The organism is Salipiger sp. 1_MG-2023, from assembly GCF_030547555.1.
GTDB lineage: Bacteria > Pseudomonadota > Alphaproteobacteria > Rhodobacterales > Rhodobacteraceae > Salipiger.
Genome location: NZ_JAUOQN010000017.1, coordinates 31,392 through 46,179, shown reverse-complemented (window position 1 = coordinate 46,179; position 14,788 = coordinate 31,392). Strand labels below are relative to the sequence as shown.

14 protein-coding genes are annotated in these 14,788 nt (G+C 62.8%); 4 read left to right on the top strand and 10 right to left on the bottom strand.

What is annotated here, in order from left to right; translation table 11 throughout:
* Window positions 1-10 precede the first annotated feature (10 nt).
* From rpsI to Q4543_RS10355, 3 genes are all read right to left on the bottom strand, one after another.
* Window positions 11-499 (bottom strand): 30S ribosomal protein S9, encoded by a 489-nt coding sequence (rpsI, locus tag Q4543_RS10365; protein WP_216004745.1) that lies wholly within the window; start codon window positions 497-499, stop codon window positions 11-13.
* A 2-nt stretch (window positions 500-501) separates the two neighbouring features.
* Window positions 502-960 (bottom strand): 50S ribosomal protein L13, encoded by a 459-nt coding sequence (rplM, locus tag Q4543_RS10360; protein WP_216004744.1) that lies wholly within the window; start codon window positions 958-960, stop codon window positions 502-504.
* Between the two features lie 161 nt (window positions 961-1,121).
* Window positions 1,122-2,549 carry a PLP-dependent aminotransferase family protein gene (locus tag Q4543_RS10355; protein WP_303437976.1) on the bottom strand — a complete coding sequence of 476 codons (1,428 nt, stop codon included), beginning with the start codon at window positions 2,547-2,549 and terminating at the stop codon, window positions 1,122-1,124.
* Window positions 2,550-2,620: 71 nt separating this feature from the next.
* On the opposite strand from Q4543_RS10355, the gene Q4543_RS10350 reads away from it, so the two are divergent.
* A complete protein-coding gene (locus tag Q4543_RS10350; protein WP_216004742.1) occupies window positions 2,621-2,848 on the top strand; it encodes a DUF1127 domain-containing protein in 228 nt (75 codons plus the stop codon).
* Between the two features lie 78 nt (window positions 2,849-2,926).
* On the opposite strand, the gene Q4543_RS10345 is transcribed toward Q4543_RS10350, so the two are convergent.
* Window positions 2,927-3,355, bottom strand: coding sequence for a PaaI family thioesterase (locus tag Q4543_RS10345; RefSeq protein WP_303437974.1), 429 nt, complete (start codon window positions 3,353-3,355; stop codon window positions 2,927-2,929).
* Between the two features lie 57 nt (window positions 3,356-3,412).
* Here Q4543_RS10345 and Q4543_RS10340 point away from each other — a divergent pair, with 57 nt between their 5' ends.
* From Q4543_RS10340 to Q4543_RS10330, 3 genes are all read left to right on the top strand, one after another.
* Entirely contained in the window at window positions 3,413-4,198 is a 786-nt protein-coding gene (locus Q4543_RS10340) for an enoyl-CoA hydratase (protein ID WP_303437971.1), read from the top strand.
* A 79-nt stretch (window positions 4,199-4,277) separates the two neighbouring features.
* Window positions 4,278-4,478: a DUF2892 domain-containing protein gene (locus Q4543_RS10335; protein ID WP_303437968.1), complete on the top strand. Its 201-nt coding sequence runs from the start codon at window positions 4,278-4,280 to the stop codon at window positions 4,476-4,478.
* A gap of 114 nt (window positions 4,479-4,592) precedes the next feature.
* Window positions 4,593-4,979, top strand: coding sequence for an excinuclease ABC subunit A (locus tag Q4543_RS10330; protein ID WP_303437965.1), 387 nt, complete (start codon window positions 4,593-4,595; stop codon window positions 4,977-4,979).
* 56 nt (window positions 4,980-5,035) lie between these two features.
* On the opposite strand, the gene uvrA is transcribed toward Q4543_RS10330, so the two are convergent.
* The 6 genes from uvrA to Q4543_RS10300 form a co-directional block, all read right to left on the bottom strand.
* Window positions 5,036-7,906, bottom strand: a complete 2,871-nt coding sequence (gene uvrA / locus Q4543_RS10325) for an excinuclease ABC subunit UvrA (RefSeq protein ID WP_303437962.1) — start codon at window positions 7,904-7,906, stop codon at window positions 5,036-5,038.
* 217 nt (window positions 7,907-8,123) lie between these two features.
* On the bottom strand, window positions 8,124-9,215 hold the full coding sequence (locus Q4543_RS10320; RefSeq protein WP_303437959.1) for an ABC transporter ATP-binding protein: 1,092 nt from the start codon (window positions 9,213-9,215) through the stop codon (window positions 8,124-8,126).
* Window positions 9,216-9,229: 14 nt separating this feature from the next.
* The gene (locus Q4543_RS10315; RefSeq protein ID WP_303437958.1) at window positions 9,230-10,876 is read right to left on the bottom strand and encodes an alpha-amylase family glycosyl hydrolase; all 1,647 of its coding nucleotides are present in this window, start codon (window positions 10,874-10,876) and stop codon (window positions 9,230-9,232) included.
* A 9-nt stretch (window positions 10,877-10,885) separates the two neighbouring features.
* Window positions 10,886-12,139: a carbohydrate ABC transporter permease gene (locus Q4543_RS10310; RefSeq protein WP_303437956.1), complete on the bottom strand. Its 1,254-nt coding sequence runs from the start codon at window positions 12,137-12,139 to the stop codon at window positions 10,886-10,888.
* Window positions 12,139-13,113, bottom strand: coding sequence for a carbohydrate ABC transporter permease (locus tag Q4543_RS10305; protein WP_303437953.1), 975 nt, complete (start codon window positions 13,111-13,113; stop codon window positions 12,139-12,141). Before Q4543_RS10305 ends, Q4543_RS10310 begins: the two co-directional genes overlap by 1 nt.
* 50 nt (window positions 13,114-13,163) lie before the next feature.
* Complete coding sequence (locus Q4543_RS10300) at window positions 13,164-14,528, bottom strand: ABC transporter substrate-binding protein (RefSeq protein ID WP_303437950.1); 1,365 nt, start codon at window positions 14,526-14,528, stop codon at window positions 13,164-13,166.
* Window positions 14,529-14,788: the final 260 nt, after the last annotated feature.

Here is a 14,788-nt window from a genome sequence, read left to right as displayed (position 1 = left end):
TCGTAACCGATCAGCGCTTCGAGAACTGGAAGCTGCGGCGCGCCTTGCGCTTACCGAACTTCTTACGTTCCACCACGCGGCTGTCGCGGGTCAGGAAGCCTGCGGCCTTGAGGGCCGAGCGCAGCGAGGGATCATAGAGCTGCAGCGCTTTGGACACGCCATGCTTGACCGCGCCGGCCTGACCGGAGAGGCCACCGCCCTTGACGGTCGCGACAACGTCGAACTGGTCTTCGACACCAGCGATCGAGAACGGCTGGCGCAGGATCATCTGCAGCACCGGACGTGCAAAATAGCTGTTGATCGGCTTGCCGTTGACGATGACCTTGCCCGAACCCGGCTTGATCCAGACGCGGGCAACCGCGTCCTTACGCTTGCCGGTGGCATAGGAACGCCCCAGCGCATCACGAACCGGCTCACGCGGCTCTTCGATGGCGACGGGTGCGGTGTCGAGACCAGCAGCGGTGCCGAGCTCTTCCAGAGAATTGATCTGTTCAGCCATGATTACACCCGGGTGTTTTTCTTGTTCATCGACTTGACGTCCAGCACTTCGGGCGATTGCGCCTCGTGCGGGTGCTCGGCGCTGGCATAGACACGCAGGTTGGTCATCACCTTGCGCGACAGACGGTTGCCCGGAAGCATCCGCTTGACGGCCTGAACGACGACGCGCTCGGGGTGTGCACCCTCGAGGATCTGGGCCTTGGTGCGCGACTTGATGCCGCCCGGGTGGCCGGTGTGCCAGTAGAAGTTTTCTTCACGCTTCTTGCCGGTCATCTGCACCTTGTCGGCGTTGATGACGATGACATTGTCGCCCATATCCATGTGCGGGGTGAAGGTGGCCTTGTGCTTGCCACGCAGACGTGTGGCGATGATCGAGGCGAGACGGCCAAGAACGACGCCTTCCGCGTCGATCACGATCCATTTCTTCTCGATATCTGCCGGAGTCGCAGAGAAGGTTTTCATTGGATTGCCCTTGAGCTTTGTACTGGATGCGATGTCGCCACCGCCTCCGAATTCCGATTGCCGGGTTATACGCGTGCAGAATTCCCAGTCAAGCGAACAAAACACCTATTAATCATTATAAATCAAACTGTTAGAAATTAGGTATCTGAATACCCCAAATGTCAGGCCATCATCGACTGCTCCGGCGGGTTGTCGAGCAGGCGGCGCAGTCGCGCCAGCGCGGCTTCGAAGTCGGGCAGCGCAATCTGGGCATTCATGCCGATGCGCACCGCATGCGGGGCAAAGCCGTTGCGCGGGGCGAAATCCTCGGCGGGGCGCACCTGCACGCCCTGCGCCTCGGCGGCAAGGCAGAACGCGGCAGAGCGCCAGCCCGGCGGCAACCGCAGCCACGCAAAAGGCGAATGCTCGTTCCAGCTCAGATCGTAATCGCCAAGCGCGTTCACCACCGCGCGCACGTAAACCGCATTCTGGCGGCACACGGCGCGGACGATCTCGCGGGTCTCATCGCGGGTCAGAAGATCCTGCGTCAGATCCGCCAGCGGCTTGGCAAGACCGAAAAAGCCGTTCTCGGCCACCCGCCGCAGCATCTGGCGCTTGCCCTGCGGCGCGATGGCAAAGCCGATGCGCAGCGCCGGTGTCAGCGTCTTGGAGATCGACGACACGAACCACCCCTGCTCCGGCTGCAGTGCCCGGTAGGTTTCGGGGCGACTCTCGCCCAGAAAGGTGCAATCGTCTTCGAGAACATCGAAGGCGCAGCGCCGCGCCACCTCGGCAATCTCGCGGCGGCGGTCGAGCGGGGTGGTGATGGCCGTCGGATTGTTCAGTTCCGGAGAGGTACACAGCAGCTGCGCTTCGTGCTTGCGGGCGAGATCTTCAAGAGCCGCTGGTACAATGCCATGCGCATCCATGGGGACCGATACAATTTCGGCCCGCAGCAATTCGGCGGCACGGCGAAAGCCGGGATAGGCCAGTTCCTCGACCATCACCACCGGGCGACGGCCGCGCAGCACCGCCTGCATCACCAGCGAAATCGCGCTTTGGGCACCATGAGACAGCACCACGTCTTCGTGATTGAGAACGCCAAGCGGCACCGCCGACAGCCAATCGACCACCGCCTGACGCGCCGGAACAAAGGCGGCGGCGGTGGGATACTCCAGAAGCGCCCGGTCGGGACGCTCTGAAAGCCTTTGAAAAGCCCGATTTATCAGCGCCACCTGCCCCAGATCGGGTAGCCGCGCGGTGAACAGATTGATCATTTCGGCCCCGTCCGGGCCTTCGGCCCAGGGCCGCGTTACATAGAGCGGCGGGCGCTGTTCTGCCTGCCCCGCAACGAATGTGCCGCGACCGATCTCGGCGCTCAGCTGGTCTTCGTCGGTCAGCAGCGTATAGGCCCGCGCCACCGTTCCCGGCGTCATCCCCAGCCGCCAAGCCAGATCGCGCACGGGGGGCAATTGCGTACCGGGCGGCAACTTGCCCCCCGAAATCCCCTGCCGCAGCGCGCCAGCAAGCATCCTGTACTTCGCTCCGTCCGGCTGGCGCGCGTAGAGATCGAAGATTGTATCGGTCACAATGTTTTTCTCGACGGTCATACCCGCACAATGTACCAACACGATACCGAACTCAAGGAAATTGTACCAATACACACTAACGGAGACATCCCATGACCTACACTGCCCAAGCCCCGCTCATCGCCGAACTCGACGCGCAGCGCCCGCTGCCGCTGATGGCGAATATTGCGCTGCGCCTTGCGGTGGTGCTGGCGAAATGGTCCGAGCGCGCCCGCAGCCGCAAGGCGCTCGGTCAGCTCGATGCCCATTTGCTGCGGGATGTCGGCCTCGAACGGCGCGTCGCCCAGCGGGAGGCGCACCGGATGTTCTGGCGGAGCTGATCCCCGGATCTGCCGGAACTCTTCCTGAACTGGGCGCGGGCTGTCCCCCGCGCCTTTTTTCATTTCGGGCGCCGCCCCTCATCCAACCCGCGCCGGAGGGATCGAATAGGTCAGCGATGCATGGGCCACCGGCGCGTCTGATCCTTCGGAAAACAACAGCACATCGGTGACGCTAAGCGTGCGCCCCAGCTTGAGCACCCGCGCCTGCGCCAGCAGATCGACCCCGGCTTCGGGTTTGCGCATGAAGTCTATGGAGCAATGCGTCGTCACCGCCAGCGCCTGCCGCCCGATCCGCGCCAGCGTCGCGACATAGGCCGCAACATCGGCCAGACCGAACATCGACGGGCCCGACACCGTGCCCCCCGGCCGCAGATGGGACTCGGACACCACAAGCCGCATCACCAGAAGCTGCTCATCCATCTGGTCGATGATGAACATACCCTCGACCTGCGGGAAAACCTCGGACAGATACTCTGTCATCTCGGCGATCGTGAACGCCAGTGCCATGTCTTTCCTCCTGCAACCGCTGCGGCTAGGCTGACTGCAAAGCCAAGGGAGGACAAGATGGCGCTTCTGGAACGTCACGACACGGGGCCGGTGGCCCATTTGACCATGGCCGCGCCCGAGCGGCTGAATGCGCTGTCCGACGAGATGCTCGCGGCCCTGTCAGAACAGATCACGGCGCTGTCTACGGATCGCACGATCCGCGCGGTGGTGTTGTCGGGCACCGGCAAGGCGTTCTGCGCCGGGCATGATCTCAAGCAGATGCAGGCTGGACGGCAGGCCGAAGACGGCGGCAAGGCGTATTTCGCCGATCTGTTTGCGCGCTGCTCCAAAGTGATGACCGGGCTGCGTGCCCTACCCCAGCCGGTGATCGCGCAGGTTCACGGCATTGCCACCGCCGCTGGCTGCCAGCTGGTGGCAAGCTGTGACATGGCGGTTGCGGCTTCGGGCACGCGCTTTGGCGTCAACGGCGTCAATATCGGGCTGTTCTGCTCGACGCCGATGGTGGCGCTGAGCCGCAACATTCCGACCAAACAGGCGTTTGAAATGCTGACCACCGGCCGCTTCGTCGATGCCGAAGAAGCGCGACAGTTGGGGTTGATCAACCGTGTGGTGCCGCCGGATGCACTGGCCGCCGAAACGCAAGCGCTGGCCAACACCGTCGCCGACAAGCTGGGCGCAGCGGTGAAGATCGGCAAGCTGGCGTTCTACGAGCAGGCCAGCCTGCCGCTGGACGAGGCCTATGCCTACGCCGGGGCTGTCATGGTCGAGAACATGCTGTGGCGCGACACCAACGAGGGGATTGCAGCATTCCTCGAAAAGCGCGCGCCGGGCTGGTCGCAATAGTCTGCGCTGTGTGACTAGGTCACAGACAGGGCGGCGCGACTCGGGCAGACCAAGGCAGCAACACCCGAAAGGACACGCCATGTTTGCAAAGAATGTCGGAGGGATCGACAAGATCCTGCGCATCGCCGTCGGCGCACTGATGATCGCCGCTTTCTTCCTGACCGATGGCCCCTACCACTGGCTTTATCTGCTGGGGATCATTCCCCTCGCGACCGGCCTTATGGGGCGCTGTCCGCTCTACTCGCTCATCGGCGTGAACAGCTGCCCGATGAAGAAGTAGGCCCATCGCTCACGGCCCCGCGCCGTGAGCAATTTTTCGCTTTCGGTAATTTTTCTGGGACGGAACTGCCAAGCTGCCACGTTGTATCTTCAGACAGCCCTCTGGAGACACATAATGTTCCGCACCCTCACCCTCGCCGCAGTATCCATTCTCGCGCTTGGTGCGCCGATGGCCGCCAACGCCGGATCAAAGGACTGCCCGCCCGGGCTGGCCAAGAAAAGCCCGGCTTGCGAAGCCCCTGGTCAGGCAAAGAATCACGACGATCGCGACGACAAGCGCGTCGAGCAAAAGGCGAAAAAGGATACCCGCGAGGTCCGTCAGGAGCTGCACCACAAGCGCGGCGACCGCATTCCCAGCGGCTATGTGCGGGTCAGCCACCCCGAGCGCTACGGTCTGGGCAGCGGCACCTATTACCACCGTGGCGGCGATGTGATCCGGGTCGATCCCGACACGCAAAAGATCCTTGCGGCGATCGGCCTGATCAACGCCCTGACCAACTGATCGCGCCAGAAACGCGATGGCCGGGCCCGGCGGGTCCGGCCATTTTCGACAGGGGTTTATTCCGCCGCAACCGTGCGCGGCTGAAGCATTGGCCCAAGGTAACGCCCGGTATGGCTGCGCTCGACCGCGGCGACCTGTTCGGGTGTGCCGGTGGCAACGATCTCGCCGCCGCCATCGCCACCTTCGGGGCCGATGTCGATGATGTGGTCGGCGGTCTTGATGACATCGAGATTATGCTCGATCACCACCACGGAATTGCCCTGCTCCACCAGTTCGTGCAGCACTTCGAGCAACTTACGGACATCCTCGAAATGCAGGCCGGTGGTCGGCTCGTCGAGGATATACAGCGTGCGACCGGTCGAACGGCGCGCCAGCTCCTTTGACAGTTTGACGCGCTGCGCTTCGCCGCCAGACAGGGTGGTCGCCTGCTGGCCGACCTTGACATAGCCCAGACCCACGCGCATCAGCGCGTCCATCTTTTCGCGGATCGACGGCACCGCCTGAAAGAAGGTCTGCGCCTCTTCGACGGTCATATCCAGAACATCGGCGATGGACTTGCCCTTGAACTGCACCTCGAGCGTTTCGCGGTTGTAGCGCTTGCCCTTGCAGGTCTCGCATTCGACATAAACGTCGGGCAGGAAGTGCATCTCGATCTTGATGACGCCGTCGCCCTGACAGGCCTCGCAGCGCCCGCCCTTGACGTTGAAGCTGAACCGCCCCGGCTTGTAACCGCGCGTCTTGGCCTCGGGGAGCCCGGCGAACCAGTCGCGGATCGGGGTGAAGGCGCCGGTATAGGTCGCGGGGTTGGATCGCGGCGTGCGCCCGATGGGGCGCTGGTCAATGTCGATGACCTTGTCGAGATGCTCGAACCCCTTGATTGTCTCGCAGGGCGCCGGGGTTTCCCGCGCGCCGTTCAGCTTCATCGCGGCGTTCTTGTACAGCGTTTCGATGGTCAGCGTGGACTTGCCGCCGCCCGACACGCCGGTGACGCAGACGAACATGCCCAGCGGGAATTCCGCCGTGACGGTCTTGAGGTTGTTGCCCGTCGCCTTGACCACCTTGAGCTTTTTCTTGTTGCCCTTGCGGCGGGTCTTGGGCACGGCGATTTCGCGGGTTCCGGCAAGGTACTGGCCGGTGAGGCTTGCCGGGTCGGCAATGATCTCGGCCGGGGTGCCCTTGGCGACGACGCGGCCGCCATGAACCCCGGCACCGGGGCCGATGTCAAAGACGTAATCGGCCTGACGGATCATGTCTTCGTCATGTTCGACCACGATCACCGTGTTGCCCTGATCGCGCAGCGATTTAAGCGTGCCGATGAGCCGGTCATTATCGCGTTGGTGCAGCCCGATGGACGGCTCGTCGAGCACGTAGAGAACCCCGGTCAGCCCCGAACCGATCTGGCTGGCCAGCCGGATACGCTGACTTTCGCCGCCCGACAGCGTGCCGGCGGCGCGGCTCATGGTCAGATATTCCAGGCCCACGTTGTTGAGAAATCCCAGCCGCTCGCGGATTTCCTTGAGGATGGCGCGGGCGATTTCGTTCTTCTGCTTGGTCAGCGCGGCGGGAACCGTCTCGATCCAGTCATGCGCCTCGCGGATCGACATCTGCACCACCTGACCAATGTGCATAAGGTTGCCGGGGGTGCCGATCTTGACCGCCAAGGCTTCTTCACGCAGGCGGTAGCCGTCGCAGGTGCCGCAGGGGCGGTTGTTCTGATAGCGCTCGAATTCCTCGCGCACCCAGTTGCTGTCGGTCTCGCGGTAGCGGCGTTCCATGTTGGGAATGACGCCTTCAAAAACGCGGGAGACGTTGTAGACACGCCCTCCCTCGTCATAGCGAAAACCGATTTCCTCGTCGCCGGAACCGTGCAGGAAGACCTGCTGCACATGCGCCGGAAGATCCTTCCAGCGGTCGTTCTTGTTGAACTCGTAATGCTTGGCGATGCTTTCGATGGTCTGCAGGAAATACGGCGATTTGCCCTTGCGCCATGGCGCGATGGCCCCGTCATAGACCTTGAGCGTCGCGTCCGGCACCACCAGCCGCTCGTCAAAGAACAGCTCCATGCCAAGGCCGTCGCAATCGGGGCACGCGCCAAACGGGGCGTTGAACGAGAACAGCCGCGGTTCGATCTCGGGGATGGTGAAGCCGCTGACCGGGCAGGCGAAATTCTCGGAAAAGGTGATGCGCTCGGGCTCGCCGTCCTTGGGCGCGGTTTCCAGAATGGCGATGCCGTTGGCCAGATCCAGCGCGGTGCGGAAACTGTCGGCAAGCCGCGTCTCCAGCCCTTCACGCACCACGATGCGGTCGACCACCACGTCGATGTCATGGCGGAATTTCTTGTCGAGCGTCGGCGGCGTATCAAGCTCGTGGAATTCGCCGTCGACCTTGACGCGCTGAAAGCCCTGCTTGCGCAGTTCCAGCATTTCCTTGCGGTATTCGCCCTTGCGGTCACGGATGATCGGGGCAAGCAGGTAGCCGCGCGTGCCCTCCTCCATCGCCATCACCCGGTCGACCATGTCCTGCACCTGCTGCGCCTCGATGGGCATACCGGTGGCGGGGCTGTACGGGGTTCCGACGCGGGCAAACAGCAGGCGCAGGTAATCGTAGATCTCGGTCACCGTACCGACGGTGGAGCGCGGGTTCTTCGACGTGGTCTTCTGCTCGATGGAGATCGCCGGGGACAGGCCGGAGATCTGATCGACATCGGGCTTTTCCATCATGTCGAGGAATTGCCGCGCATAGGCGCTGAGCGATTCAACGTAGCGGCGCTGCCCCTCGGCATAGACCGTGTCGAAGGCCAGCGACGATTTGCCAGACCCCGACAGGCCGGTGATCACCACCAGCTCGTCGCGCGGAATGTCCACGTCGATGGATTTCAGGTTGTGCTCGCGCGCGCCGCGAACTTCGATCTGCTTCAGCTCAGGCATGAGACCTCCGGGGACGGATAGCCGGTTACATAGGCGAGCGACCCGCCTTCGCCAATGGCAAATGGTGAACATATCGCGAACTTCACGCTGCGACGCTGAAATTCGGTCTCGCCTGTGTAGATCGCTTGGGCAATCGGACTCTGGCGTTCGCGCCATGTTCTCACAGGCGCCCGCAGGCTTTCGGCGCGCGCCCCGAAGCTCGCGGCGCGCACGGGCGTCAGCGGTAGACCAGCGAGCGCCCCTCGCTGAACAGATGCACCTTGGCCGGGTCCGCCGTCAGCTTGACAGTGTTGCCGCGCAGCCCCTGATGAATGCCGGGAAGCTTGGCGATGACCGGCTCTTTCGCGGCCGGGTCCGGCTCGAAATGCAGCAGGGTCACCTCGCCGAGCGCTTCGGTCAGCGCGACCTGCCCGGTATAGATCCCCGCCTGCCGTGCAATGGTGAAATCCTCAGGCCGCACGCCGACATTGACCGACAGGCCAAGATCGCCGTCCCCGGTCGGGATATCCGACACCGCGGTGCCGCCGCCCTCGAGCCTGACCGTGGTGCGCATTCCGGTGCTGGTGATCTCGCCCGGCAGCAGGTTCATCGCCGGAGAGCCGATGAATTGCGCGACGAATTCGCTGTTGGGTGTCTCGTAGAGTTCGAGCGGAGAGCCGACCTGCGCAATGCCCTTGTTGGCAAGCACCACGATCCGTGTGGCCAGCGTCATCGCCTCGACCTGATCATGGGTGACGTAGATCATCGTCCGGTCGGGCATCTGTTCCTTGAGCTGGGCGATCTCGATCCGCGTCGCCACCCGCAGCGCCGCATCAAGGTTCGACAATGGCTCGTCGAACAGAAACACCTTGGGGTCGCGCACGATGGCACGCCCGATGGCCACCCTCTGGCGCTGCCCGCCCGACAGCGCCTTGGGCAGGCGATCGAGATAAGGCGTCAGTTGCAGCATCTTTGCCGCGCGCTCCACCGCCTCGGTGATCTCGGCCTTGGGCTTCTTGGCGATCTGAAGCGCAAAGGACATGTTGTCGCGCACCGTCATATGCGGGTACAGCGCGTAGCTCTGGAACACCATGGCGATGCCGCGCTGCGCCGGGGGCACATCGTTGACGCGCTGACCGTCGATCTCCAGCGTGCCCGAGGTGATCTTTTCCAGCCCGGCGATCATCCGCAGCAGGGTCGATTTCCCACAACCCGACGGGCCGACAAAGACGATCAGCTCGCCCGCCTCGATCTCGAGATCGATGTGTTTAAGCACTTCGATGGTGCCACCGTAGGTCTTGCCCACATCGCTCAGTTTCAGATCGGCCATTGGTCTTCCCCCCGTTACCGTTTGAGCGCGAGCACAGGCTGCCAGCGCCCGAAATGCAGCTTACCGTCGGGCAAAGGCCCGGCCGAGCCAAGTTCCTCGCCGATCTGGAACCACTTGCCCTGCGGCGCCTCGACGGTTGCCAGCTCGTCGCTGATGTTGAAGCCGCAGAAGATTTCCTTGTCGCCAAGGCAGCGGTGGAATTTCAGCACGTTGCCCTCGTGGCTGACATGGCTGATATCGCCGGTTTTCAGCGCGGCATGGGCATGGCGAAAGCTGATCGCGTGCCGGTAGTGGTGCAAAATGGCCGCGGGGTCCTTTTCCTGCGCCGCCACGGTGCGCCGCAGATGCTCGGGGCTGACCGGAAGCCACGGATGCGAGCTGGTGGTGAAGCCGCCGTTATGGGCATCCGCCTCCCAGACCATCGGGGTGCGGGCGCCGTCGCGGCCTTTGAAGGCCGGCCAGAAGCGCTTGCCGTAAGGGTCCTGAAGATCCTCGAAGGCGACATCGGCCTCGGGCAGGCCCAGCTCTTCGCCCTGATAAAGACAGGCCGATCCGCGCAGGCACATCATCAGGGTGATGTACATCCGCGCCGCCTGCTCCGGGATATTCCAGCGCGAGACATGGCGCACCACGTCATGGTTGGAAAACGCCCAGCAGGCCCAGCCACCGGGGGCTTTTTCCGCGATGTCATCCATCACCTTGGCGATATAGGCGGCGGTGGGCGCGTGGTCCGACAGCAGCTCGAACGCGTAGGACATATGCAGGTGATCGCTGCCACGGGTGTAATCGCCCAGCACTTCAAGCCCGCGCTGGTCCTCGCCGATCTCGCCGACGGCGGCGGCTTGATAGTCGTTCATCAGGCTGCGCAATTTCTTCAGGAACAGAAGGTTCTCGGGCCGCGTCTTGTCGTAAAGATGGTTCTGCCATGTGTAGGGGTTGACCGCCGGGGCGGTGATCGGGTTGCGCTCTTCGGGTGGCAGGGGCGGATTGTCGCGCAGCTGCGCGTCATGGGTGTAGAAATTCACCGTATCAAGCCGGAAGCCATCGACGCCGCGATCCAGCCAGAAGCGCGCGATTTTCAGCAATTCGTCCTGCACCTGCGGCTCGTGGAAATTCAGATCGCCCTGCTCGGTCAGGAAGTTGTGCAGGTAATACTGGCAGCGTGTCGCATCCCATTGCCACGCCGATCCGCCAAAGATCGACAGCCAGTTGTTGGGCGGCGTGCCATCGGGCTTGGCATCGGCCCAGACGTACCAGTTGGCCTTGGGGTTGTCGCGCGAGGCGCGGCTTTCGACAAACCACGGATGCTCGGTCGAGCTGTGCGAGATCACCAGATCCATCAGCACCTTCAGCCCGTGAGCATGGGCCGACTGGATCAGCACATCGAAATCGGCGAGCGTGCCGAACATCGGATCGACGTCGCAATAATCGCTGACGTCATAGCCGAAGTCCTTCATCGGCGAGCGGAAGAACGGCGAGATCCACACCGCATCGACCCCCAGCGAGGCGACATAGGGCAGACGGCTGGCGATGCCCAGAAGATCGCCCACGCCGTCATCGTTGCTGTCCTGAAAGCTGCGCGGATAGATCTGGTAGATCACCGCCCCGCGCCACCAGTCGGGCTCTTTGGTCAGATACTGGTTCGGGTTCGTGTCGCTCATCGTAACGTCCTATTTCACCGAGCCGGCCAGCAGGCCGCGCACGAGGTATTTCTGCATGAAGAAGAAGACCAGCAAGGGCACCGCGATCGACACAAAGGCCGCCGCCGCGAGGATGCCCCAGTCGCCGCCGCGCGAGCCCAGAAGGTCGTCGGCGATCTTGACGGTCATCACCCAGCTGTCGCTGCCGGCGGGCAGGAAGACCTTGGCCACCAGCAGATCGTTCCATGTCCACAGGAACTGGAAGATGGCAAAGCTGGCCAGCGCCGGGAAACTGAGCGGCAGCACGATCTTGGTGAACACCTGAAAATCGGTGGCCCCGTCGACCTTGGCGGATTCGATGATGTCGCGCGGCAGCCCGATCATGTAATTGCGCAAAAGGTAGACCGCCAGCGGCAGGCCAAAGCCGGTATGCGCCATCCAGATGCCCAGAAAGCTTTGCCCGATGCCGATCTTGTTGTGCAGCGTCAGCATCGGCACCAGCGCCAGTTGCAACGGCACCACCAGCAGGCCGACAACTGCCGCGACCAGCCAGCCCTTGCCCGGAAATTCCATCCACGCCAGCGCATAGGCGGCAAAGGCCGCGATCAGGATCGGGATCACCGTGGCGGGCACGGTGACTGTCAGCGTGTTGATGAACGCCCGGTCCATTCCGTCGGAGGTCAGGATCTGCTGGTAGTTCTGCAAGCCGAAATCCGGCGGCTGCGTGGTGACCACATAGATCGACGGATCGCGGCTGATCTCGCCCTCGTCGATATAGGTGAAATCGCCGTTCTCTGCGACGGTGAGTGAGCGTTGCAACACGCCGCTGCCGGGGGTGATCGGCAGCCCGTCCGCCGTGGTGTCGGGGAATTGCGGCTCTTCGCCGGCGGGATAGGCGATCTCGATGCGCTCGTCGTCAAGCGCGCCGTCTTCGGTGATGGTGACCTCGTACCATGCATAGGTCTCGCCGACCTTTGCCGCGCCCGGCTCGCGCCCGATCAGGCCAAAGGCCGAGACGCTGCCGGTGCCGCCTTCGAACAGGTTTCCCGTCAGCACGCCGTAAGCGCCATCCATGCCCGCGCCCGCGGCCGAGGGGCGCACCCGCACCGCAGCCTCGACCGGGAACAGCGACTCCCACCAGCCGGTTTCCGAAATCTGCGCCCGCTCGCGGAACGACGACACCAGCAGGCCGACGGTGGGGATCATCCAGATCACCACGAGGAAGATCACCGCAAGGTTGGTGACGATCGACAGCGAGGTTTTCTGTCCGGCAAGATTGTCCATTACAGTTCCCTCCGCGCCTGACGGATGTTGTAGATCATCACCGGCGTGACGATCAGCATGATGACAAAGGCGACCGCCGTCGCGCGCCCGTCGTCGCGGAACATGTAATCCATCATGTAGCTCGGCAGGATGTCGGTTTCGAAATTGCCGCCCGTCATGGTGTAAACGATGTCGAAGACCTTGAGCGTCAGGAAGGTGATGGTGGTCCAGACCACGCCAATGGTACCGGCGATCTGCGGCACCTTGATCTTGAAGAACAGCTGGAACGGGTTCGCGCCGTCGATGATCGCGGCCTCGATGGTTTCTTCGGGAATGCCGCGCAGCGCCGCCGACAGGATCACCATGGCAAATCCGGTCTGCATCCAGACCATGATGATCATGATGAAGAAGTTGTTCCAGAACGGGATTTGCAGCGGATCGACCGGCTCGGCCCCGAAATAGGCCCCGATGGCATTGATGACGCCAATGTCCGGATCACCGGCATAGACGAATTTCCAGATCAGCGAGGCGCCGACAAAGCTGATCGCCATCGGCATGAAGATCAGGGACTTGGCGATGCTACCCCAGCGCAGCCGGTCGGTGAGTTGCGCCACCAGAAGACCGAAAAAGGTCGAGGCGGCAGGCACGAACAGGATCCACAGGAAATTGTTGAACACGGCGGTTCGGAAACCGGGTTCCCCGATCATGTCGACATAATTGCCAAGGCCCACGAAGCTATCGCCCGAGCGGTCGTAGAGCGAGCGGATGAAGCTGCCGATCACCGGGTAAACAAGGTAAAGCCCCAGCGCGAGGATCGCTGGCAGCAAAAACAGCCACGGGCGCACCATGGTGGCGCGGCGGATGTTTCTACCCTGATCGTCGGATCGGGGCGGAAAGATCACCCTATCGAGGATCAGGTTCGATCCGTAGAAATAGGCAAGGCAGCCGCCCACGCCGATAATGATGGTCAGGATGCCCTGAAGCATTGGTGACATGGTCGCCCCCCTGGATGCGAAGGCGCGCCCAGTGAAGGGCGCGCGGCGCTTTACTTCAGCGTATCCCAGCGCGACTGGATCGCCGCTGCCGCGTCTTCGGCCGATTGGCTGGTGACAAAATCGACCATGCCGGACCAGAAGGCCCCCGCGCCGATTTCCGACGGCATCAGATCCGACGCATCATAGCGGAAGGTGGTCGCATCGGCGATGATCTCGCCCATGGCGCGCTGTGCATCGGTTGCATAGACGTCAAGGTTGACCCCCGCATGGGCGGTCAGGAACCCGTCCTGCGCCATCCACAGCTCATGCGCGATCGGCTCCTTGAGCCATTCCAGCAGGACATCGGTCGCCTCGGACGGGTTGGTGATCGAAAACAGCGTCCCGGCCCCAAGCACCGGGGTGCCAAGATCCTTGTCCTCATAGGCTGGGAAGTAGAAGAAATCGACGTTGTCGCCCAGCTCGGCGTTGTCGGGGAAGAACGCCGGAATGAAACTCGCCTGCCGGTGCATGTAGCATTCTGGCGGCACGGCAAACAGGCCCGCCGGGCTGTCGCGGAAATCGGTGGTGGCCGCGGCCTGGCTGCCACCCTTGACGTAATCGTCGGTCTTCACGAACCAGCCGAAATCGTCGATCGCCTCGATAACCTTGGGGTCGTCGAACGGGATCGCGTTGCTCACCCAGTCATCGTAGACCTCGGGCGGCTGGAGCCGCAGCATCAGGTCTTCGACCCAGTCGGTCGCAGGCCAGCCGGTGGCCGCGCCCGACCCCAGCCCAATGCACCACGGCGTGCCACCATCGTCGACGATCTGCTCGGTCAGCTCCTTGAGCTCTTCCATCGACTCGGGGATTTCGTAGCCCATTTCGTCAAAGGCGATGGGCGAATACCACACCAGCGATTTCAGATCGACGCGGTAGAACTGGCCGTAAAGATGGTCTTCGCCATCCTCGCCCTCGTAGGTGGCCAGATCGACCCAGCTTTGCCCGGCGGCGTAATTCTCGGCGACCCAGCTGGCAGTCTCGTCGGGCAGCGGCGTCAGCAGCCCCTGTTTCGCCATATCGGCTGCAAGGCCCGGCTGCGGAAACACCGCGAGATTGGGTGCTGTCCCCGCGCGGGCGGAAATCACGATATCCTGTTCGAAACTGTCCGAGCCGGAATAATTCACCTCGGCCCCGGTCGCCTCTTCGAAGTAGCGGAACATGATGTCGACCTTGGCCTTTTCGTTGCCGGTCCACGGCCCCGTAATGGTGACGGTCTGCCCGCTCAGGTCGTATTTGTCGGCAAAGGCGGTGTAGCCATCCCAGTGAAACCCGCCCTCGCCGATGGCAAAAGGCATGTCCTGCGCCGAGGCGGCACCGGCCAGCAGCGCCGCGACGGCAGCGCCTCCTAGGATCCGGCGTTTGATCTGTGCTGTCATGACGTTCCTCCCGTCTTGTTGCGGTTGATCCCGCGCATCAGTCTGCACTTCAAACGAATCCCTCCCGAGTCGCTTCAAAGCGCTTTGAACTTGCCGCAGGGTCTTACGAGCGACTTAGCGTGTCAATCACCGGTTGCCAGTTTTTCGCGATGTTTTCATGCTGCGCCATCGCCATTGCGACGGATGGAGAAAGGGCCTTCACCTCCCCCCGGATTTGCGGTTACGCTGACGCAAATTCGAAGCGCTTTGGATTGGGACGG